Consider the following 22,383-nt stretch of genomic DNA (forward strand, 5'->3'; position numbering starts at 1 on the left):
AATTCTTTATTTAAGAAATTCCTTAATAAATTCATCTTCTTTCATCACGCCATATCCTCCCTCCTGACAAGCAAACTCATCATAAGTTTGCACTCCATCCGGTTCAATGCCGGGATACCATATTAAGAAAGGTATCGGTTCGTTAGTATGCGTACGAAGTTCACACGGTGTAGGATGATCCGGTAGTACCGCTATGGCTACCGGCTCAGTCCAATCTTTAACAGCTTCATAAATAGGACCGACAGCACGAGAGTCCAGATTCTCAATCGTCAGTAACTTTAAGTCGACATCTCCCTCATGTCCGGCCTCATCACTGGCCTCTATATGCAGATAAACAAAATCATCCGTCTTCAGAGCCTCCAATGCAGCAGCCACTTTATTCTCATAATTCGTATCATAAAGTCCGGTAGCCCCTTCCACCTGTATACGGCGCAAACCGGCATAATAACCGATTCCATTTATTAAATCCACCGCAGAAATAACAGCTCCTTTCTTTATAGAGGGAAAAGTAACTGAAAGCGGTTCCATCTTCGGACGATACCCCGGTGACCACGGCCAAATACTGTTAGCCGGGTCTTTACCTTCTGCCATACGCTTCAGGTTCAATGGATGATTCCTCAATAACTCCTGAGATTTCAGGATTAAATCATTGATTAATCGAGCTGTTTCTTCCGCTTCCTGAGTTTGTGCTTTCACCATCAATGGGCGGAAGGGCTTCAAAGGTACATCATGAGGTGGTGTACAATCAATATTTTTATTTCCTCCTTTAATAACGAGGAGATGGCGGTATGCCACTCCCGTATAAAAACGAACGCGTTCGTCGCCTAAGTTTTCTTGTAGATATTTTATCAGAATATCCGCATCTTCCGTAGAAATATGGCCGGAAGAATGATTTTTCAGAATATCGCCATCTATGCAAACTAAGTTACAACGCATAGCCATCTCACCCTCTTTCAAGTCAACACCAATACTTGCTGCTTCCAACGGTCCTCTGCCTTCATATACTTTCGGTAGATTGTAGCCCATGACAGACATGTTTGCCACTTCACTACCCGGATGAAAGCCATCTGCCACAGTTTTCAACATACCTGTGCGTCCCATCTTTGCCAACATATTCATGTATGGCGTCTTTGCATACTGCAAAAGTGTTTTATTTCCAAGTGACTTTACAGGCCAATCGGCCATACCATCACCTAATATAATAATGTGTTTCATGTTACTAAATGTTTGCAATACTCATTATATCTGCAAAAACACCTGCCGCCGTCACACTTGCACCCGCACCATATCCCTGAATCATCATCGGATATTCTTTATAACGGTCAGTTGTTAATAAAATAATATTGTTGCTTCCTTCCAGACCATAGAACGGATGACGTGAATCTACTTCCATCAAACCAACCGAACCTTTCCCATTCTCCAGTTTTGCAACGAAACGCCAATGCTTTCCTTCATTCTCAAGAACTTTTCTACGAGCCTCAAAATCGGCATCGAGTGTAGGTACTTTCTTCCAGAAATCATCCAAAGTACCTTCAAAGAAATCATCCGGCACAAATAAGTTCTTTTCTACATCCTCCTGTTCCAATTTATATCCGGCTTCACGCGCCAAGATTACCAATTTGCGGATAACGTCTTTACCGCTTAAATCAATACGCGGATCCGGTTCGGAATATCGTTCTTCCTGCGCCATCTTAATCGTCTTACTAAATGGAATATCAGCACTGATCTTATTAAAAATATAATTCAACGTACCGGAAAGAACCGCCTCTATTTTTACAATCTTATCTCCACTGTTACGAAGATCGTTGATTGTATTAATAATCGGAAGTCCTGCACCTACGTTTGTTTCAAACAAGTATTTGATACCACGAACGCGTGCTATATGCTTTAATTCCTGATAGTTATCGTAGCTGGAAGATGCTGCGATTTTATTAGCTGCCACCACAGAAACATTGTGAGACAACAAATCCTTGTACAGATCGGCAATAGCCGCACTTGCCGTACAATCGACAAAAACGGAGTTAAAGATATTCATCTTCAATATCTCTTCTTTCAGGATAGCAGGATTACTCTTAATACCTTTCGTTTTCAAGTCCTGCAAATAGTTGTCCAACATAATCCCATCGCGGGAAAAAATCGCATTATCGGCATCGGCAATACCTACAACATTTAATTTCAAACCATTTTCGCGCATCAATTTATTCTGCTGCATATTTATCTGCTCTATCAGACTCCCCCCCACAGTACCTATACCGCAAATGAATAAGTTTAGAACCTGATACTCAGAAAGGAAGAATGAATCATGAATGACATTCAACGACTTACGCAACGACCTAAACTCTACCACAAAAGAAATATTAGTTTCAGATGCACCTTGAGCACAAGCTATTACATTTATTCCGTTCTTACCAAGCGTACCAAACAGTTTTCCGGCAATACCCGGCGTATGTTTCATATTTTCCCCAACTATCGCTACTGTTGCCAACCCTGTTTCCGCCGTAATACGGGATATTTCCCCCATCTCAATCTCCTTGGCAAACTCGTCGTTCAATACTTCACAAGCTAAGTCGGCATCCGCATTACGCACACCGATAGAAGTTGAATTTTCAGATGAAGCCTGCGAAACAAGGAAAACACTAATACCATTCTTTGCCAAAGCCTTAAAGATACGATAGTTAACACCGATAACACCTACCATACCCAAACCCTGCACTGTTATCAAGCTAGTATCGTTAATGGAAGAAATACCTTTAATCGCTTTCCCGTTATGAGATTTACTACTAGTTATATATGTACCCTCAGCATCCGGATTAAAAGTATTTTTTATCTTTATAGGTATGTTTTTATGGAAAACCGGATAAATAGTAGGCGGATACACTACTTTCGCACCAAAGTTACAAAGCTCCATAGCCTCCACATAACTTAATTCACTGATGGTGTAAGCCGAAGAAATAACCTTTGGATCGGCTGTCATAAAACCATCTACATCCGTCCATATTTCTAATATGGAAGCATCCAATGCCGCAGCAATAATAGCAGCAGTATGATCTGATCCTCCACGCCCTAAATTAGTAACATCCCCTGTTGTCTTATCACTTGAAATAAAACCCGGAACGAGAGAAATCTTAGGTAGTTCGGCAAAAGTCTCCTTTATTAGCCGATTAGTCAACTCCGTATCTACAATGTTTTTAGAATGTTTCAGCTCAGTCTTAATAAATTCCCGTGAATCAAACCATACCGCCCCATCAATCACATTACTGACAATCAGAGAAGAAAGGCGTTCACCATAGCTGACAATCGTATTTGATGTTTTTACAGACAAATCTTTTATCAAGTAAATACCATTAAATATGTTTTGCAGTTCATCAAGCAACGCACCGATTTCCGAAAGAAGTTTTGTTTGCTTTTCCCCTGAAGGTATTAATTCTTTTACCACACTGATATGACGGGTAGCTATTGCAATAAAAGATTCCTTAAACGAGGCATCCCCTATGGCAGCTACATTACCGGTCTTTATCAATTGATCGGTGATACCGCCCAAAGCGGACACTACTACAATTACCGGTTCATCAACCGACTCAACTATTCTTTTTACACTTAATATGCTGTTCACGGAACCTACGGATGTTCCGCCGAATTTCATTACTTTCATGTGAATGATAAATTAAGAACTCACTTCCTATTGAGAAACAAGTTATTGAAATTATAAATAAAATTGGTTGTTAAAATGCTTGCTCCTGCAAGCGTGAATCGCGTAGATACACAAATACTATCCTTAACCCCGAAGGGTCATGGTACACATGGATGTGGTGTAAAGATAGCATCTAATCATAATATTCTATCGTTCTCTTTTTTATTCGTGTCGCAAATGTAGCAATTATTTAGAACAATCTATCACTTTTTCCAAAAAAAATGTGATAATTGTATAGCTAAAGTAGTAAAACCGCAATATTTATTACGATCGACAGACAAGAACGCTTTAATATCCCCGCACACTTTTCTATCATTTTGTTAGGAAATACCAAATATTACCCTATCTTTGCAGCAGAAAAAGTGATAAAAACCGAATATGACAAAAGAAAATGCTTCCGTATTGTTAATCTACACCGGTGGAACCATCGGGATGATTGAAAATGTAGAAACAGGAGCTTTGGAGAATTTTGACTTTGAACAATTACAAAGGCACATCCCCGAACTTCAAAAGTTCTCTTTTGCCATTGATTCTTATCAATTCAATCCCCCGATAGACTCCTCGGATATGGAACCCGAAGCATGGGCGCGACTGGTAGACATCATATATGAAGCTTACGATCAATATGACGGTTTCGTTATTTTGCATGGAACCGACACCATGTCATACACAGCATCCGCATTAAGTTTCATGCTCGAAGGCTTGGGGAAACCGGTTATCCTAACAGGTTCTCAATTACCAATCGGGGTACTTCGTACAGATGGAAAAGAAAATCTACTGACAAGTATTGAAATTGCCGCTGATCAATATCTCGGCAGACCGTCTGTTCCGGAAGTCTGTATATTCTTTGAGAATCATTTGATGCGGGGAAACCGTACCACCAAGATTAACGCAGAAAACTTTAATGCTTTCCGTTCATTCAATTATCCGATACTGGCGGAAGCAGGAATACATATAAAATATGAACGGCAACTGATATACCTTCCGGAAAAAAACACGGTTCTAAAGCCCCATTTCCAATTGGATGCAAATGTAACCGTATTGAAGTTATTTCCCGGAATACAAGAGAGTGTCGTTGCTGCAACTTTAAACATTCCTAATTTAAAAGGGGTGATATTGGAAACATACGGTACGGGAAACGCTCCGCGTAAACCGTGGCTGATTCACTTATTAAAAGAGGCCGTAAGCCGGGGCATTACAATTGTCAATGTTACTCAGTGCAGTGCAGGGACAGTAGAAATGGACCGATACGAAACAGGTTTGCAGCTTCTTGAAGCAGGTGTGATATGCGGATATGACAGTACAACAGAATCTGCCATAACCAAATTAATGTTCTTGCAAGGACAAGGACTGTCCACCGAAGAAATACACAAGGCAATGAATTATTCATTAGCCGGAGAGATTAGTCAACCTAAATTTTAACGTTATATACCAACCTTGTTTATCTTGTAATACCTAATTACTATTGAAACACAAACGTAAAAAGCGAAGCCCACCCCAAAGGCTTCGCTTTTATTTTAATGCCCTTACATATATTATAAAATATACGTATCTTTGTAACCTAACTTTACAGAAGGTAGAAATGGCAAAAGATAAAACAGTATATGTATGTACTAACTGTGGTCAGGATTCCCCCAAATGGGTGGGAAAATGTCCGAGTTGCGGTGCATGGAACACCTATGTAGAAGAAGTTGTACGGAAGGAAGTGACCAACAAACGACCGGTATCGGGTATTGAAACTCCTAAAGCCAAACCAACAGCATTAAATGAAATCATAACGGGAGACGACCCACGCATCAATCTCGGTGATGAAGAACTGAACCGGGTTTTAGGTGGAGGACTCGTGCCGGGTTCATTAGTCTTAATTGGAGGTGAACCGGGAATCGGAAAGTCTACGCTCGTACTTCAAACCGTCCTACGATTGCCGGATTTACGGATATTGTACGTATCGGGCGAAGAAAGTGCACGACAGTTGAAACTGCGTGCAGACCGTATCCAACATAACTCATCCGACTGTCTGATTGTCTGCGAAACATCTTTGGAACAGATCTATGTCCACATAAAGAATACCCATCCGGATTTAGTTATTATTGATTCCATCCAAACCATTTCTACCGAAACCATCGAATCATCTCCCGGAAGCATTGCGCAAGTTAGAGAGTGTTCCGCTTCCATTCTTAAATTCGCCAAAGAGACAAATACTCCGGTTTTAATGATCGGGCATATAAATAAGGAAGGAAGCATTGCCGGCCCGAAAGTGTTGGAACACATCGTAGACACCGTGTTACAGTTCGAGGGCGACCAGCACTATATGTATCGCATCTTGCGCAGCATCAAAAACCGCTTCGGAAGTACTGCCGAACTGGGAATATACGAAATGAGACAAGATGGATTGCGACAAGTGAGTAATCCGTCCGAACTGTTGTTATCTCAGGACCATGTAGGAATGAGCGGCGTATCCATTGCTTCAGCCATTGAAGGCATACGTCCGTTCCTGATTGAGACACAGGCCCTCGTCAGTACTGCTGCTTACGGTACACCTCAACGTTCCGCTACCGGATTCGATATAAGAAGAATGAATATGTTACTCGCCGTACTGGAGAAGCGGGTCGGGTTCAAACTTGCACAAAAAGATGTATTCCTGAACATTGCCGGAGGCTTGAGAGTGAATGACCCAGCAATCGACCTGAGTGTAATCAGTGCAATTCTTTCTTCAAACATGGATACGGAAATAGACAGGCAAGTATGCCTTGCGGGAGAAGTAGGTCTATCCGGAGAAATTCGTCCGGTTAATCGTATAGAACAGCGAATAAGCGAAGCCGAGAAATTAGGATTCAACCAGATTATCCTACCAAAGCATAATTTGCAAGGATTGAATACAAAGAAAATAAAAATAGAATTAGTTCCAGTAAGGAAAGTAGAAGAAGCATTCCGATGTTTATTCGGATAAAAAAGAGATTTTATGATTCAAGAATATCAACTGAGGGTATTGCCTGAACTGGCTGCGAATGAGCAACAACTCAAAGCCTACGTCGCACGTGAGAAAGGCGTTAACATCAAAAGCATTAATGCCATACGCATACTGAAACGCAGCATAGACGCCCGGCAACGTACCATCTTTGTGAATCTGAAAATACGCACTTATATCAACGAAGTTCCCCAAGATGACGAATATACCCGCACTATTTACAATAAGGTAGACGGCAAGAAACAAGCGATTGTAGTAGGTGCCGGACCGGGAGGACTGTTTGCCGCACTGAAATTGATTGAGCTTGGCATCAAGCCCATCGTGGTAGAAAGAGGCAAGAACGTTCGTGAACGAAAAAAAGACATTGCTTTGATTTCACGCGAGCATATTGTCAACTCCGAATCCAATTACAGTTTTGGCGAAGGTGGCGCCGGAGCTTATTCCGACGGTAAGCTTTATACCCGGAGCAAGAAACGAGGAAATACCGAAAAGATTCTGAATGTCTTTTGTCAGCACGGTGCAAGCACCTCCATTCTTATAGATGCACATCCGCATATCGGTACGGACAAGTTGCCGCGTGTTATCGAAAATATGCGTAATACAATTCTTGAGTGTGGAGGAGAAGTTTATTTTGAGACACGAATGGATGCCCTTATCATTAAGGACAATGAAATAAAAGGCATTGAAACCAATACAGGGCAGACATTCTTAGGACCAGTTATTCTCGCTACCGGACACTCGGCACGGGATGTTTACCGTTGGCTAAAGACCAATAATGTTGCCATCGAAGCAAAAGGCATCGCCGTAGGAGTCCGCTTAGAGCATCCTCAACAGTTAATAGATCGGATACAATATCATAACCGGGATGGCAGAGGCTCTTTCTTGCCGGCTGCCGAATATAGTTTCGTAACTCAAGTGGACGGACGTGGAGTTTACAGTTTCTGTATGTGTCCGGGAGGGTTTGTCGTTCCGGCGGCAAGCGGACCGGAACAGGTCGTCGTAAACGGGATGTCACCATCCAACCGAGGTTCGCGCTGGTCTAATTCCGGCATGGTAGTAGAAATCCACCCGGAAGATTTTCCCGAATATGCTCAATTCGGCGAACTCTCTTTACTGCATTTCCAGGAAGATTTGGAACGGCAATGCTGGCTGCAAGGAGGAATGAAGCAGACTGCTCCTGCACAACGCATGGTCGACTTTACCCGTAAGAAACTTGGAAACGATCTTCCCGAAAGTTCTTACAGTCCGGGACTGATTGCCTCTCCGCTTCATTTTTGGTTGCCTTCTTTTATCAGTGACCGGTTAAGCAAAGGTTTTCAACAATTCGGTAAGATGTCTCACGGATTCCTTACTAACGAGGCTGTATTAATAGGAGTGGAAACGCGCACCTCTTCCCCGGTAAGAATCATACGTGACAGTGAAACACTGCAACATATCACCGTTCGTGGATTATTCCCCTGCGGAGAAGGAGCCGGATACGCCGGAGGCATTGTTTCTGCCGGAATAGACGGTGAACGTTGTGCCGAGAGTCTCGCAGAATATTTAAAATAAAAAAGAAATGGAAAAACAAGAGATTGCAATAATAGACCCTAACATATTGTGCTGTATAGGACTGCAAAGCATACTGGAAGAGCTTATCCCGACGGCTGTCATCCGTATATTCCGTTCGTTCGAGGAGTTAATAGACGACACTCCGGATATGTACGCCCATTATTTCGTTGCGGCACAAATATACTTTGAGCATACTGCTTTCTTCTTGCCTAAAATGCCCAAAGCCATAATCCTGTCAGGAGGAGATAATCAGCCTCAGCTATCGGGAATGCCGATGTTGAATATTTACCAAACGGAAGAAGCGCTGGTAAAGGACATCTTAAAGATGCACCAATACGGACATAGTAACCGACACGCTCCTATGCACCCGACACAAGGACACGACCTATCCGCCCGTGAAATAGAAGTGCTGATACTTATCACTAAAGGGCTTATCAACAAAGAGATTGCCGATAAATTGAACATCAGTCTGACCACCGTCATCTCCCATCGCAAGAATATCACGGAGAAACTTGGAATCAAATCCGTATCGGCACTGACTATCTATGCGGTAATGAACGGGTATATATCACCGGACAGTATATAATATCCTCATAAATTAGGATTGTAAGAACAGATAAATAGCGTTTACTTTGCAACCGAAATTAAATAAGAAACGCTTTTATTATGATGAAGAAGACTTATACATTCTTGGCTGCAATCCTATTTGCCATCCCTTTTAATGCAACGAATATCATTCCTAAGGATACTACAAAGGTTATCGATATCGAAGAGGTCGTTGTTATCGCATCGCCCAAAGAGAATACCAAGTTACGTCAGCTTCCGGTTGCCGCATCATTGATTTCACAAAAAGAGATGCAGGAATATCAGATTAATTCCCTGAAAGGAGTCAGCAACCTCGTACCCAATTTCTTCATTCCCGATTACGGTTCACGACTCACATCCGCTGTCTATATCCGTGGCATCGGAGCCAGAATCAATACTCCGTCGGTAGGTCTGTACGTAGACAATATACCTTATATAGATAAATCGGCTTTCGATTTCAACTTCTTTGATATCGAACGAATTGACGTGCTTCGCGGTCCGCAGGGAACTCTTTACGGGAGAAATACCATGGGCGGACTGGTAAAAGTACATACCCGCTCACCTTTCAGTTATCAGGGTACAGACATTAAATTAAGTGCCGCTACTTATAATAATTATAGTGCTTCACTCACCCATTACCATCGAATCAGCAATCAGTTAGCTTTCTCGGCAGGAGGCTTCTATGAGTACAAAGGAGGTTTTTTTAAGAACTATGCGCCAAGTGTCAATAAAAAAGCAGACGAACTAAGTGCAGGAGGCGGACGAATCCGTGCTATCTGGCTGCCCAATGAGAATCTGAAATTGGATTTCACCGTCAACTACGAATATGGCGATCAAGGCGGTTATGCTTACGGTCAGTATGACAAGGCCACACAACAGATTGCTCCCATTGCCTATAATGATGAAAGCACTTACCGCCGTGGATTACTGAATGCCGGGGTCAACATTGAATACCAAGCGAACAGTTTTATACTAAGTGCAGTGACCGGATACCAGAACCTAAACGACCGTATGTTTTTGGATCAGGACTTTACAGAAGCGGATATTTTCAATCTTACCCAAAAGCAGAAGCTCAATACTATTTCCGAAGAAATCATACTTAAATCCAAGCCCGGCAAGAACTGGCAATGGACTACCGGAGCTTTCGGATTCTATCAATGGCTGAATACCGACGGCCCTGTCACCTTTAAAGAAGAAGGAGTAAAAAATCAGATTGAATATAATATTAATAAGATTTTTCAAAATATAAAATCACCTATCATGAGTATGCAAATCAATAATCCTGAACTATATATTCCGGGAAACTTTGATACTCCTGTTTTAAGTGGGGCTATCTATCATCAATCAACCTATAATAATCTGTTTATTGAGGGACTTTCCGTAACAGCAGGATTACGTCTTGATTATGAAAAAACAAGTATGAAATATAGTTCATACAATGAACCAATGGACTTTGATTTCAGTCTATCTTTTGCACCCGGACGACCAGGTATGGAGTATAAGAATCTCCTTGCTAAGTCCAGACTATCAGGAGAAGAGAAAAATGATTATTTACAACTGCTTCCTAAGTTTGCATTGCAATATGATTTCAATAAGCAAAACAATATATACGCCTCTGTATCCAAAGGCTATCGTTCAGGAGGATATAATATTCAGATGTTTTCCGATTTAATACAAGGAGAGTTAAAAAATGCAATGATTGATGCTCTGAAAGAAAAAATGATTGATGCTGAAATGCCTGAAGAACGAGTAGACAATATATTAACCCAAAATATTACCGGTTACGGCGAAAGTGCAGATATCAAAGAGAGCACAATCTATAAACCGGAATATAGTTGGAACTACGAAATCGGAGCACACCTCACCTTGTTTAACAACAAGCTCCAAGCCGATCTTGCCGCTTTCTATATGGACACGCACGACCAGCAAATAGCCCAGTTCTCCGAAAATGGTTTCGGGCGGATGACGGTTAATGCAGGAAAAAGCAGAAGCATAGGTGCAGAAGCAGCACTGCGTACTCAAATAACAGATGCTTTCTCGGTACACGGAGCTTACGGACTTACACACGCCACTTTCCGCGACTATCAATCACGAGAGAAAAATGCAGACGGAGAATTGGTCACAGTAAGTTACAACGGTAATTTCGTACCCTTCGTTCCCCGCCATACCCTGACGGTAGGCGGAGAATATACTTTCCGGTTCAAAAAGACTGCTGCTTTTGACTATCTGTCACTGAATCTTTATTATAGCGGTGCCGGAAAAATCTACTGGACAGAGCAAAACGATATCGAACAAAAGTTCTACGGAACACTCAATGCCCGCGTATCCACTATGCTGAAAGGCATACAGATAGATGTATGGGCAAGTAATTTCCTGGACAAGCAATATACTGCTTTCTATTTTGAATCGATGGGCAGGTCGTTCATGCAGAAAGGCCGTCCCCGACAATTCGGTATCGACTTGAGATATAAATTCTAACTGATTAGAGCATACGGTCGATTGTTTATAAACGATAGGAGTTTGTGAACAAAGGACCGTATCTTTGTTTTCAATCGACCGTATGCTCATATTCAAACGTCCCGATGTTTTTTTCAATCAACCCGATGTTTTTTAAAAACATCGAGGTGTTTACAGGTAAAAAGCAGTATAAAATACGAATTACTCTCAAATATCCTTCAATCCTTCAGTTTATTGATTTTATATTGATTATCAGCTTTTTACCCAGAACCTTTCTCAGGAAAAAGATTCAGCCGATAAACTGTGGCTGAAATCTCGCTGAATGATTCCATCATTCAGGATAACTCATTATATGTCAATGAGAAATAAGTCCACTGAAGGATGAAACTTATAGAAGAAAACTGCTCTGAAGATCTACTTTCACACCTATCCCTCACTTCGGATTCATACCTTTGGGTCGAACAAACGATATAGACCGGAGAAAACATACCGGAATCCGATTCCGACAGAAATAAAATGGAAAACTCTCATAAAACGAGGCAAAAGAGATAAAATGATAAAAAAATGTATAACTTTGGAGATATTGTCATTAATAGATGCTACTGCTTACTCAAGAATTATGCAATATGAAATTGGGGTATTTTGTAAGCTGGAAGAAAAGGAATGATTTATAAAGCTATCAGATAATGAAAAAGAAGGTCTCATTACTATTCGTATTTATTATATTTACGCTTTCTCAATTCGACTCTTTTGCTTTTCGATAGCAAAAGAGAATAGATAAAGTCCTGCAAAATATAGAGTCTATTATAAAAACAAGTAATTAACTGTCCAACTGTTGGGATGCAGTTCAACCTTTATCGAACGCTATAAATAACAAGGATATGAAATATTTAATAATAATAATTATGTTACTTTCTAATATTGATTTATTAGGACAAGTACGAAGTTTTAATAATATTCCAAAAGAAGTTTTGGAACAGTTGGATAAAATGGGGAGTGATAGTTCTCCATTTTTAAACACCTATGAAAGTGAATACTTCAATATAATTTTTAAAGACAGCTTAAATGATTTTGATTTCACAAATAAAAAGATTGGATTTATTAAAGCTAGTATCAAACAAAATAAAAAAATATATTTTCAAGAAGAGAAAGAAAGATTTCAGAATAACTCTACAATCATCAGTAGTTATTTATATATTTTTGATATCAACCCCAAAAAGGAATCAGGAGGGTATGATGCAGCAATCATCTATTGGAGTAAATTTGCAATTCCAATAGACAAAATTGTTAAAATATTAAGAGAAGACAATTAAGACGTGTCACTTTTTAGCATTACTCAAGCCCATATCTTTATCAAGTTCCATAAAAGCTAAAATAATATGATTAGATTATTAATAATAGTGTCCTTAGAAATATTCATGTCAAGTTGTTCAATTATTCATAAATGCAATTCAAATGACAGGATGAAACAAATATATCAGTTGAAAGTGGATAATGATTTACTTCTGAATAGATCAGAAGGAGAATATCTCAATGTCATTTTTGAGACGATTCGAGAAGATTTCAATTTTATAGATAAAAAAATAGGGTTTTATACTGGAAGTTCCGGCAATAAAAAAAGTAATAAAGAACAGTATCTTGACATGCATAAAAGGCATTTAGCTGATAAAAATTATCCTTGTGATGATGGTACATTATATATTTTCGATGATGCCCCCAAAAAAGATGCGGGTGGATATGACGCTGTGATTGTATATTGGAGTAAATTTACAATTCCAATAGAAAAAGTCATTGAAAGATTGAAAAAACTGAATTGAATCATAATATATAGAGATTACTACTTATAATTATATTTTCGTTTCATCTAACCATATATTAAAAAAAGAGAACTATGAAACAAACATTAATAACCTTACTCTTACTATTCAGCTTCACCGCTTATTCACAAGAATGTATCCACATAAGCTATGCCAGTCATAAGTAATAGAATCAACCGTAGACTGATATACGTAGGTACACGCAAATCATAAATGATATTGGTTTAATAAAATGAAATTCTAAATATGAGGATATTAATTGTTCTAATAATATTGACAACTATTTCATGCATTAGTGATCGTTCTTCTTCTCCGAAACCCGTAGAAGATAGTCCTATAATCTACGAAATAAAGAATGACAACTTAAAAAAGGAGCTAAAACTTTTTTATAAAACAGAATGTGCTAACTTTGTGTCTGAAGATAGTATCGTACTTATTTTAATTACGAGAAAACCCCCTTTGGTATATTATACTATTCGCTATGAAGAAAAAGCATGGGTATTACAAGAAAACAAGAATCTATTCTTTGCAAAAATGGATGATAAAATAATTGCAGCATTACATGGTGAATATGAAGGTTACTACGAAATGACGAAAAGCGATCTTTTTATGCTCGAGAAATATGCATGGGGAGTTTATAAACAAATCTTTCCGTCACAATATTGGGATTATTTAAATAACGCTGAAAAAATATGCAACATTTATTATAATCAACCGAAATGGATTTTAACGTTTAAAGATGGTATCTGTATTGAGAAAAAACGATATATATAATGAAACACAGTTTATTAATAATTAGTTTACTATTTATATTATCATGTACAGAGGATATGATTTTCCAGCCACGAGAACCTGTGCCTGACAGTCCAATCTTATACGAAATAAGAAATAAAGACTTAAAAGAAGAATTACTTCTTTTTTCAAAGACAGAAGCTCCTTATTTTTTCAGTGCAGACAGTATAATTATAGTTTCAATCAAAAGACAACCTCCATTCACCTATTACAGAATCTTTTATGAAGAAAATGCCGATGTTGTTATGATGAATAAAAATGTTTTTTTCGCAAAGATAGACAATACTGTTATTGCTATACAATACGAAAACAGCATGAATGCCCTTTGTATCCAAGAAAAATATGCATGGGGAATATACAAACAGATATTTCCCGAACAATATGCTACTTATATAGAGGGATATGAAAACATACCCAATATGTATAGAGATAGACCGGTATGGCTATTAACATTTAAAGATGGCATATGTATTAAAAAGAAAAAATATTTTACCGAATAATTATGAAAAAGATTCTTATAATACTTACAACTCTTGTTATTTCAATATCTTGTACAAAGAAACAAACCGGTGATAATGATGTTATTATTGCCTATACAATTGAAGATGATAGTTTACGGCATGCTATCAATAAGTTTATCCCACAAATTAAAGATTCTGCGCTTATACCGGTTTTAGAAATCACTCCTAAAGATATCTATGTATATTACAAAATATATGGTGAAAACAATGCCTTTGCACTAATGAAGATTCCTGACCTTTTCTTTGCAAAAGCAGATGGACGTATTATTGCTGTAACATATGGAGAAAAACCTGAAAATTACTATGACAATCCTGATTTTAGTATTAAAGAAGAATATGGTTGGAGCGTTTTAAAAGATATATTTCCCGAACAATACACACTTTATAAACAAGGTAAAACAATTGAAACCCCTCAATACATACGACCTGTCCTGTCTTTAGATTATAGATATGGTATATGCAGAGGAAGTAAATATATTAAAGAAGTAAGATAAAAATACTATATAGATAGAAGAAACCGAGCCCAAATCAATCACGGGCAAACCATCCAAGTATATATAACTCAGAATACTCTCAAGATTCAACTCCTCTAAAATAACACAGTTATGAATATATATATTTTTATTACACTTCTATTTATCACCGAATATTCTATATCCCAATTAAGTCAGGATAGTAATCAATTTGAGCGAAAATATATAACCGGTTATGATTGGAACAATGTGACTTTAACTCTTTATTCCAATAACACATACCAATTAACAAGTCTTTGGAATGTTGATATGAATGAAGATGAAATCTCTAAAAATAGCCTTATCATCTGGTCAAGTGGCAAATACAATGATTCAAATGAAACAATCATTTGTACCAATTTTATTGATTTGAGAAAACTAATTCTGAGTAAAAATAGTTCTTCTGATATATTTAAAATAGTAGACAGTACAGATTTCCATGTTTTATCTAATGAGAATAATTTTCATAAAGGATGGGAGTATAAAAATGATTCTATAATGTTTATTGGAAGTCTATTAGATGAAGATACTTTATTCTATATTCATTCAGAAAGCTTATCTAAAAAGAATGAGCATGATTTTAAATACATATTATATAGGTGGGAAAATGGGGAAAAAAGGATTGTTTATCAAGTCTCCCCAAATAAAGATGATTACAAGTACAAACTTCCATGGAGAAAATAATCTTAAATTAGTTGTCTACATACCATATATTAATGTGATCCCTCCAAACAACTACTATTTTCTTTTAGACAGAATAGTTGTTTCACATATTATGAGTTAGCTACTTCACCCGGGTGAGACAGCTAACTCACATACTGTGAAACAGCTATTGCACCTGTTGTGAGACAACTACTTTATAACTACAAAAAGATTAATATCATGGGGAAAGGAGATTAGTTTTACTTATTCAATACAACAATTTCCCCTTAGGAATCACTGATTTACATCAAACAAAATTATTTATTAATGGCTCCACAGTGCGGACATTCCCCTTTATTACGGAGTTTCGCCCCACAATTACCGCAACGATAAGTGTAAAGGCCAATACTTCTCCTTGCCCTGACAACAAAGAGAAAGACAAGAAGCAGGAGGAAAAGATACCCGATATAAAAAGATGTGGTATAGATAAAAAACAAATAGCAGAAAATGCAAACAGCGGAGAGTCCCAGTAAATAGAAGAAAGCGTTGGCAATGGATACCTGATGAAAAAGATCATCGAGCAGAGCAAGGGACACAACGATGATGAGCCATATACTCGTAATAAACATACCCAACAATGGCGGTAGCTTAAAAGGATTAAGCGTAGGATTGAAGTAATAATGCTCCCAGGTATCCGGTATGAAACTTTGCATAGTACCGTAAAGGGTTGCGGCAAAAGCCAACAAAACACATAAAAGCATCGGGTAAATACTATCTATATCATTGAAATAGACAAGCCTTATCTGTTTCTTGCGTATCGCACGACAGAGAATATAAACTGCAAACAGCAAGAACACGACAATAAAATAGACGGCATGACGGTTGCTGAACAGATGAATGAACTGCGATACAGGATCTACCGGGACGATGTTCTCCAACAATGTACTTTCCCGTATCCATCCCTGTACCTCCTGATTATGGGCGACTTTTACCCAAAGGGAGTCAATACTGTCACCGGGCTGTGTCATAAATTCCGCCACTACAATCCGCTCACCTTTATACACATTGCGAAATACATCTTTCACCGGCAATTGCTCCAAAGGCAAAGAATCCGCCTCAACCTTGAAATTGGCATTTAAAGTATAATGATGCTCGGTCAGATAAGTCAAAGAATCTCTTGTCCGTTGCGGTATGTCCCAATCAGACATATCCGGACCGGGATAGTGGCAGGAAGTTACCATGCACAGTAAAAACAGTGCCGACAGCCCTATGATTCTCATTGCTTTACCCATCACATCAAGCCTCTTTTATAACCAGCATCTCACATTTACGGCAATCGAACTTCAAGCGGAAACGCTTACCATCACCCGCAACCAGATAATAGGGTTCCCGATAAGGCGAACGAACCTTTTGATGGGTAGGACACCATCCCATCTTATATCTCAAACAATGCTTGCAAAACATCACAACCGTCTCTCCTTCCGGTTGTTGCTGTTCGAAAGCCGGTTGAACCGCTTGCACGCCATGTTCTTTATAGAATGAAGCAGCCTCGACATTCATCACATTCCCCAAATAAGTTAATTCCTGCTTCGGGAACAGATGATGGGTCGGTTTTATTTTAATGACCGGACGGCGATAATTTATCCTCCGTGCTTCAAGCAGCTTGTCCACAGCCAGACGGCGGAAGTCCGCAAGTACAGAAGCCGGAATAAACCAATTTTCACTAAAATCCAGCTGAATGGCGCGAGGCTCAAAAGGCGTATTTCCCAGTTTGCCCAATTGGTTTTTCAGATTCTCCTCCTGTGGAGTACGCGCCGGTTCTTTATCTCGTTGCAACATTAAAGTGACTGCATTATCGTCCTCGTCACGCAATTCCAAAGTAAAACCAAAGTTATTCTCTGCAAGAAGTATATCCACAGCAATCTTTCGCTCGGCAGATGGGCGTGAAAGTTGTCTTTCAAACTCCTGATCATAATTACGGTAAAGCACCGTGCGAGGTTTCACTTTAGGCATCTCCTGCGGAAAAAGTTTATTACCGTCTACCCGGTTCACCCGGAAGCCGCACAGCTTCCCCTGTTCGTCCAAAAAGCAGACACCATCGCCATTATTAAACGACTTCACCCCTGCTACCGTAAGGTAATTGCCCCGCAGTTCTTTCACTGTCCCCATCTCCTCTCCCAGTGACTTCGGAGTATCCATAGAAGAAATATCTCCTTCACGACCATGCAAAAAATAGTTTGTAAAGCCACGGCTGAAACTCTTTTCCGGTTGAGGCATGAAATCATACTTACAACTTCCGGAAGAGGAACGGACATATTCCGCCCTGCGTTTAAAAACCGCATCCAGTTTCTTGCGGTAATAAGCCGTAACGTTCTTCACATAAGATACGTCTTTCAGCCTTCCCTCTATCTTCAATGAAGTGGCTCCCGCATCAAGAAGCTGTTCCAGATTATCGCTCTGGTTCAAGTCTTTCAACGAAAGCAAATGTTTATTACGCACAATCGTATTACCTTCAGCATCTTCCAAATTGAAAGCAAGCCGACAGAATTGCGCACACTCTCCCCGGTTGGCACTTCGTCCGTAACATGCCTGACTGACATAACATTGTCCGCTATAACTCACACAAAGTGCTCCATGCACAAATACCTCCAACGGCACATCACACGCCTCATGTATTCGTTGTATCTCCGCCAATGAAAGTTCGCGGGCAAGCACCACCTGCGTGAAACCTGCCTCTGCAAGAAAACGCACCTTCTCCGGAGTACGATTATCCATCTGCGTACTGGCGTGCAATGGGATAGGCGGCAAATTCAAGCGGAGTAATCCCATATCCTGAACAATCAATGCATCCACGCCTGCATGATAGAGTTCCCAAATCATTCGCTCTGTTTCGGCAAGCTCGTCATCACGAAGAATCGTGTTGACCGTCACATAAATACGGGCATTATATATATGTGCAAATTTCACCAGTTCCGCAATATCTTCCGGTGAATTACCGGCAGCAGCACGGGCACCGAACTTCGGCGCACCGATATAGACAGCATCCGCCCCATGACGTATTGCTTCAATGCCACACTCAAGATTCTTGGCCGGAGCCAGCAATTCTATCTTCCTAACCGTTTTCATCTATCTGATATCTTCAATATTATACGGTGTCTCCTGATATACATAATAGTTCAGCCAATTAGAAAATAACAGATTGGCATGTCCTCTCCAACGTACCAAAGGAGCATTGTCCGGGTTGTCTTCCCGATAATAATTCTTTGGCATCGGAATATCCAACCCCTTCGACAAATCACGTTTATATTCCGTATCAAGCGTATAAGGAGAGTATTCGGAATGTCCGGTCACAAAAAACTCACGCCCGCCACGCCCCATTACCATATAAACCCCCGACTCCTCACTCTCGGAGAGCAATTCCAGTTCAGGAACTTTCAGTATATCTTCACGCCTAACTTCCGTATGGCGGCTATGCGGAACAAAGAACACATCATCAAACCCTCTAAAAATACGATGATAAGGCGCATTTAAAGTATGCCGGAAGACTCCGAACATCTTTTCTTTTAATGAATACTTAGGCACACCGTAATGATGGTATAATCCGGCTTGGGCTGCCCAGCAAATATAGAAAGTAGAAGTAACATGCGTTTGCGCCCAATCAAAGATATCCTTAATTTCATCCCAATAGCCCACTTCTTCAAAGTCCATCAGTTCCACCGGAGCACCGGTTATAATCATCCCGTCATACTTCTCATGGCGCATCTTCTCGAAGTCTTCATAGAACGCTTTCATGTGCTCTATCGGGGTATTCTTTGGTGTATGGCTCTTTATTTTCATGAACGAGATTTCCAACTGCAACGGGGTGTTGGATAGCAAACGTATTAAGTCAGTTTCCGTCGTAATCTTTAACGGCATCAGGTTTAATATAACTATTCTCAGCGGACGAATATCCTGTTGGGTAGCACGTGAATTATCAATTACGAAGATGTTTTCCTCTTTTAAAAGCTCTATCGCAGGCAGTTTATCAGGTAAATTAAGTGGCATATCTCTATCTGTCTATTAATCTGTTAGTCTGCAAAGTTAAGCATTTTATTTCCCATTCTGCACTGGATCGGGTAATTTTAATACACTTTTTAAACAATCCGCCGGAAACAAACACTCCCGCAAAAGCCGGTTTCCGGTTCTGCGGGAGTGTTTATACTTTTAATCTTTCCGGTTTACTTTTTTATCAACTTATGCGTTTCAATCATTCCATTAGACAATTCGACATTAACCAAATACATACCGCCGGGATATGAAGATATATTTATAGGTCGATACTCTGAAGTGTGATACAATAATTTACCTTGTACATCACATATTTCCACATCGAGAATCGTTTCATTACTTTCAAGAGTAATCTGCTCCCCATCAAAAAACAAAGTCACATCTTGCTTGGGCGCCAATTCTTCTTCCACATCTGTCGGCAATTGCCCCTCCGTCAAGCCCTGAAAGAAAGCAGAAACTGGAATATCCCCCTGCTTATCGGCAAAGACCGCATCCGGAACAGATATTGTCAGTTTGTAATCACCGGCTTTCATTGCACCTAAGTTTATAATCCGATTGTCAATAACATCACCGGGACACCAATTACTAAAGGATTGCCAAGCCTCATCAGACTGCTTTGTCCGACCATAAATTCCGTTACCTTGTGTATTATATTTCCGGAAAGGTTCACAACTAGTACGCCCCGGCTTATAAGTCAGAACCAATTCTCTATCCTTAAACTTTCCGGCTTCATCCTTCCCCGTAATATAGACGTAATGCCAACGACGGTTATATTCTTCACCACCGGCATTAGCACCATGATTGGAAGTAATCAAAACAATCTGTCCGTCCGTTACATCTTTCGGTACATAAAAACTATAAGTTTTCACCGTCTTGCCTAATGTATCAGTAGCTATGCTATTATAATTATTCAGATTGTTTGCCATATATTCCGGCTTCTTGATAACAATCGGAACCAATACATTTTTATCGGTCAATCCTTTTGCCGGAGTATTAGTTGAAAACTCCAACGTTCCAAAGAACACATCACTACGTCCTGCACATCCCTTTATCTGCTCATTTGCGGCATAAGGAACTCCAAACAACTCAAACTCTAACCATAAATCGTACGTATCACGCAAGTCTTTATCTCTAAAAATAGAACTTAAATAATCCACCCGGTAAGAATAGGGGACGGTATCCGGCTGCTTATTCTTATCCATAAAAGGAGTAATAAAACGTCCCAGCTCAATGCGAGTAATGTTGTTGTAGGGATCATAACCGTTCTTATAGACAAATGCCAGATTAATATTACCGATACGGTCATAGTTATCACAACAAGCTTTTACCCAAACATTCATCACAATCGAATCACCAAACTGGTCTAATTGTTCCGGAGTCATTTTCACTGCATAAAGATAAGTATAGTTTCGAAGTATGCCATCTTCCTTAAACTTATCTTTATCCGGGTTATCCTTCACCCGATAACCATCATAGAAAACAACTTCATCAAAAAGTCTCATAGTTGTATGTTCCTGCGAATACACATAGTTCGCAAAAAAGGACAGGAAAACAAGTCCTCCTAAAAACACTTTTAGAGTAGAGTGTACTTTCATATACTGTATGTTTTAATGTGTGATTTACAAAGCTATAAAATAATTCCGATAATTATATAGCTATAATAAATTAATTTCAAACAAAAACATAGCAATATATATCTATCATATTCAAAAACATCACAACTTTGGCCCATCTAAGATATGAAGACGGCAACTAACAAAACAATATGGGAAGAAACTTATTAACGACTCATACTTGCAGTTGTAGTACAAGGTCACTAATGATATAAACGTAATATAAAGTAGAAATCTATGTTTAAAGGTAGGATAACATCCGGTATTGACAAAGATTAGCCCACATTTATCCCGTTCAAATCCGAGGCTCCGAATTTTATTAAAGATAATTTATAGCTAACTATGAAGTCTTTTATCTTTCCGATTACTATATTTTCGAATTGTGCAACTTCTTATAAACTTCAATACGAACTTCCCGTTCAGCCGGAGAAAGATGAGCCGGAAGTTCAATTGTAGTCCGCGGAGTAATTGCTACAAGAACCACCTCACCCACTTTCTTCTTATAGTCATTCAACATATTCTCTGCCTGTTGATTAGGCGAGATAACGCCTGTTTTCATAATATTACTTTTTGCCATACTTTGAATTATACTTTTTAGTTCGTATTTATCAAAAAAAACAACTCCAACTTACCAAACAACTCAACCCTAACTAATCCATTTGATCATAAAACGGTTCAGCATTATAAGCGCAAGCGCAAAATCAATCCGGAGAATTATTTTCTTGCAATTTACTTTCAAGACTGATATTTACAGCATTCATCCCTCTTACTCCTCGTTCAAGTTCAAATGTAACAATATCATTCTCCGATATATCAGTGAGCACATTATTGACATGGAAAAAGAACTTTTCATTTCCGGAAAGATCTTTTATAAAGCCATACCCTTTAGATGAATTAAAGAAGTCCACCTTTCCTCTTAAAATAGCCGGAGCCTCTTTTTCTCTTTTCGGAGTTGATATAACAATATCTTCCTGCTTTATTTCTTGCTTTTCAATATTATCTGTCGGTGGAGTAGAAGTAATCATGCCATTCTCGTCGACATAGGCAATCATATCATCAAAAGTACTCACCTTACCGGATAGTTTCTTCTCTTCTTTCTTTTTTTGTTTTTCAGCTCGTCGAGCTAGCCTTTTCTTTTCGTTCTCACGTTTGTCAACTGTTACGGATTTTGCCATATAATTTATTCT

General features: G+C 39.2%; 19 protein-coding genes. 11 read left to right on the plus strand and 8 right to left on the minus strand.

The features are described from left to right. Window positions 1-6 precede the first annotated feature (6 nt). Entirely contained in the window at window positions 7-1,215 is a 1,209-nt protein-coding gene (locus tag DXB63_RS09505; RefSeq protein WP_122126175.1) for a cofactor-independent phosphoglycerate mutase, read from the minus strand. A 4-nt stretch (window positions 1,216-1,219) separates the two neighbouring features. Then, window positions 1,220-3,652 (minus strand): bifunctional aspartate kinase/homoserine dehydrogenase I, encoded by a 2,433-nt coding sequence (gene thrA, locus DXB63_RS09510; protein WP_122126176.1) that lies wholly within the window; start codon window positions 3,650-3,652, stop codon window positions 1,220-1,222. A gap of 417 nt (window positions 3,653-4,069) precedes the next feature. On the opposite strand from thrA, the gene DXB63_RS09515 reads away from it, so the two are divergent. From DXB63_RS09515 to DXB63_RS09565, 11 genes are all read left to right on the plus strand, one after another. Beyond that, window positions 4,070-5,113: an asparaginase gene (locus DXB63_RS09515; protein ID WP_122126177.1), complete on the plus strand. Its 1,044-nt coding sequence runs from the start codon at window positions 4,070-4,072 to the stop codon at window positions 5,111-5,113. 160 nt (window positions 5,114-5,273) lie between these two features. Then, complete coding sequence (gene radA, locus DXB63_RS09520) at window positions 5,274-6,641, plus strand: DNA repair protein RadA (RefSeq protein ID WP_122126178.1); 1,368 nt, start codon at window positions 5,274-5,276, stop codon at window positions 6,639-6,641. 12 nt (window positions 6,642-6,653) lie between these two features. Then, on the plus strand, window positions 6,654-8,210 hold the full coding sequence (locus tag DXB63_RS09525) for an NAD(P)/FAD-dependent oxidoreductase (protein ID WP_122126179.1): 1,557 nt from the start codon (window positions 6,654-6,656) through the stop codon (window positions 8,208-8,210). A 7-nt stretch (window positions 8,211-8,217) separates the two neighbouring features. Next, window positions 8,218-8,796 (plus strand): response regulator transcription factor, encoded by a 579-nt coding sequence (locus DXB63_RS09530; RefSeq protein WP_122126180.1) that lies wholly within the window; start codon window positions 8,218-8,220, stop codon window positions 8,794-8,796. 83 nt (window positions 8,797-8,879) lie between these two features. Continuing rightward, a complete protein-coding gene (locus DXB63_RS09535) occupies window positions 8,880-11,273 on the plus strand; it encodes a TonB-dependent receptor (protein ID WP_122126213.1) in 2,394 nt (797 codons plus the stop codon). Window positions 11,274-12,133: 860 nt separating this feature from the next. After that, window positions 12,134-12,565 (plus strand): hypothetical protein, encoded by a 432-nt coding sequence (locus DXB63_RS09540; RefSeq protein WP_122126181.1) that lies wholly within the window; start codon window positions 12,134-12,136, stop codon window positions 12,563-12,565. Window positions 12,566-12,631: 66 nt separating this feature from the next. After that, window positions 12,632-13,069: a hypothetical protein gene (locus DXB63_RS09545; RefSeq protein ID WP_122126182.1), complete on the plus strand. Its 438-nt coding sequence runs from the start codon at window positions 12,632-12,634 to the stop codon at window positions 13,067-13,069. Between the two features lie 246 nt (window positions 13,070-13,315). Then, window positions 13,316-13,843, plus strand: coding sequence for a hypothetical protein (locus DXB63_RS09550; RefSeq protein WP_122348220.1), 528 nt, complete (start codon window positions 13,316-13,318; stop codon window positions 13,841-13,843). Then, window positions 13,843-14,361, plus strand: coding sequence for a hypothetical protein (locus DXB63_RS09555; RefSeq protein WP_122348221.1), 519 nt, complete (start codon window positions 13,843-13,845; stop codon window positions 14,359-14,361). The genes DXB63_RS09550 and DXB63_RS09555 overlap by 1 nt, the downstream gene beginning before the upstream one ends. A 2-nt stretch (window positions 14,362-14,363) precedes the next feature. Further along, complete coding sequence (locus DXB63_RS09560) at window positions 14,364-14,876, plus strand: hypothetical protein (protein WP_122126185.1); 513 nt, start codon at window positions 14,364-14,366, stop codon at window positions 14,874-14,876. Window positions 14,877-14,987: 111 nt separating this feature from the next. Continuing rightward, a complete protein-coding gene (locus DXB63_RS09565) occupies window positions 14,988-15,578 on the plus strand; it encodes a hypothetical protein (RefSeq protein WP_122126186.1) in 591 nt (196 codons plus the stop codon). Between the two features lie 275 nt (window positions 15,579-15,853). Here DXB63_RS09565 and DXB63_RS09570 read toward each other — a convergent pair whose 3' ends face one another. The 6 genes from DXB63_RS09570 to DXB63_RS09595 form a co-directional block, all read right to left on the minus strand. Continuing rightward, window positions 15,854-16,831, minus strand: a complete 978-nt coding sequence (locus DXB63_RS09570; RefSeq protein ID WP_369869596.1) for a hypothetical protein — start codon at window positions 16,829-16,831, stop codon at window positions 15,854-15,856. A 1-nt stretch (window position 16,832) separates the two neighbouring features. Continuing rightward, complete coding sequence (locus DXB63_RS09575; RefSeq protein WP_122126187.1) at window positions 16,833-18,662, minus strand: U32 family peptidase; 1,830 nt, start codon at window positions 18,660-18,662, stop codon at window positions 16,833-16,835. Beyond that, window positions 18,663-19,580 (minus strand): homoserine O-succinyltransferase, encoded by a 918-nt coding sequence (gene metA / locus DXB63_RS09580; protein ID WP_122126188.1) that lies wholly within the window; start codon window positions 19,578-19,580, stop codon window positions 18,663-18,665. A 173-nt stretch (window positions 19,581-19,753) separates the two neighbouring features. Beyond that, on the minus strand, window positions 19,754-21,178 hold the full coding sequence (locus DXB63_RS09585; RefSeq protein ID WP_122126189.1) for a peptide-N-glycosidase F-related protein: 1,425 nt from the start codon (window positions 21,176-21,178) through the stop codon (window positions 19,754-19,756). 385 nt (window positions 21,179-21,563) lie between these two features. Further along, entirely contained in the window at window positions 21,564-21,773 is a 210-nt protein-coding gene (locus DXB63_RS09590) for a hypothetical protein (RefSeq protein ID WP_178300815.1), read from the minus strand. A 124-nt stretch (window positions 21,774-21,897) separates the two neighbouring features. Further along, window positions 21,898-22,371, minus strand: a complete 474-nt coding sequence (locus DXB63_RS09595; RefSeq protein ID WP_122126190.1) for a cold-shock protein — start codon at window positions 22,369-22,371, stop codon at window positions 21,898-21,900. Between the last annotated feature and the right edge of the window lie 12 nt (window positions 22,372-22,383).

The sequence above is a fragment of the Bacteroides sp. OM05-12 genome, from assembly GCF_003438995.1.
Lineage (GTDB): Bacteria > Bacteroidota > Bacteroidia > Bacteroidales > Bacteroidaceae > Bacteroides.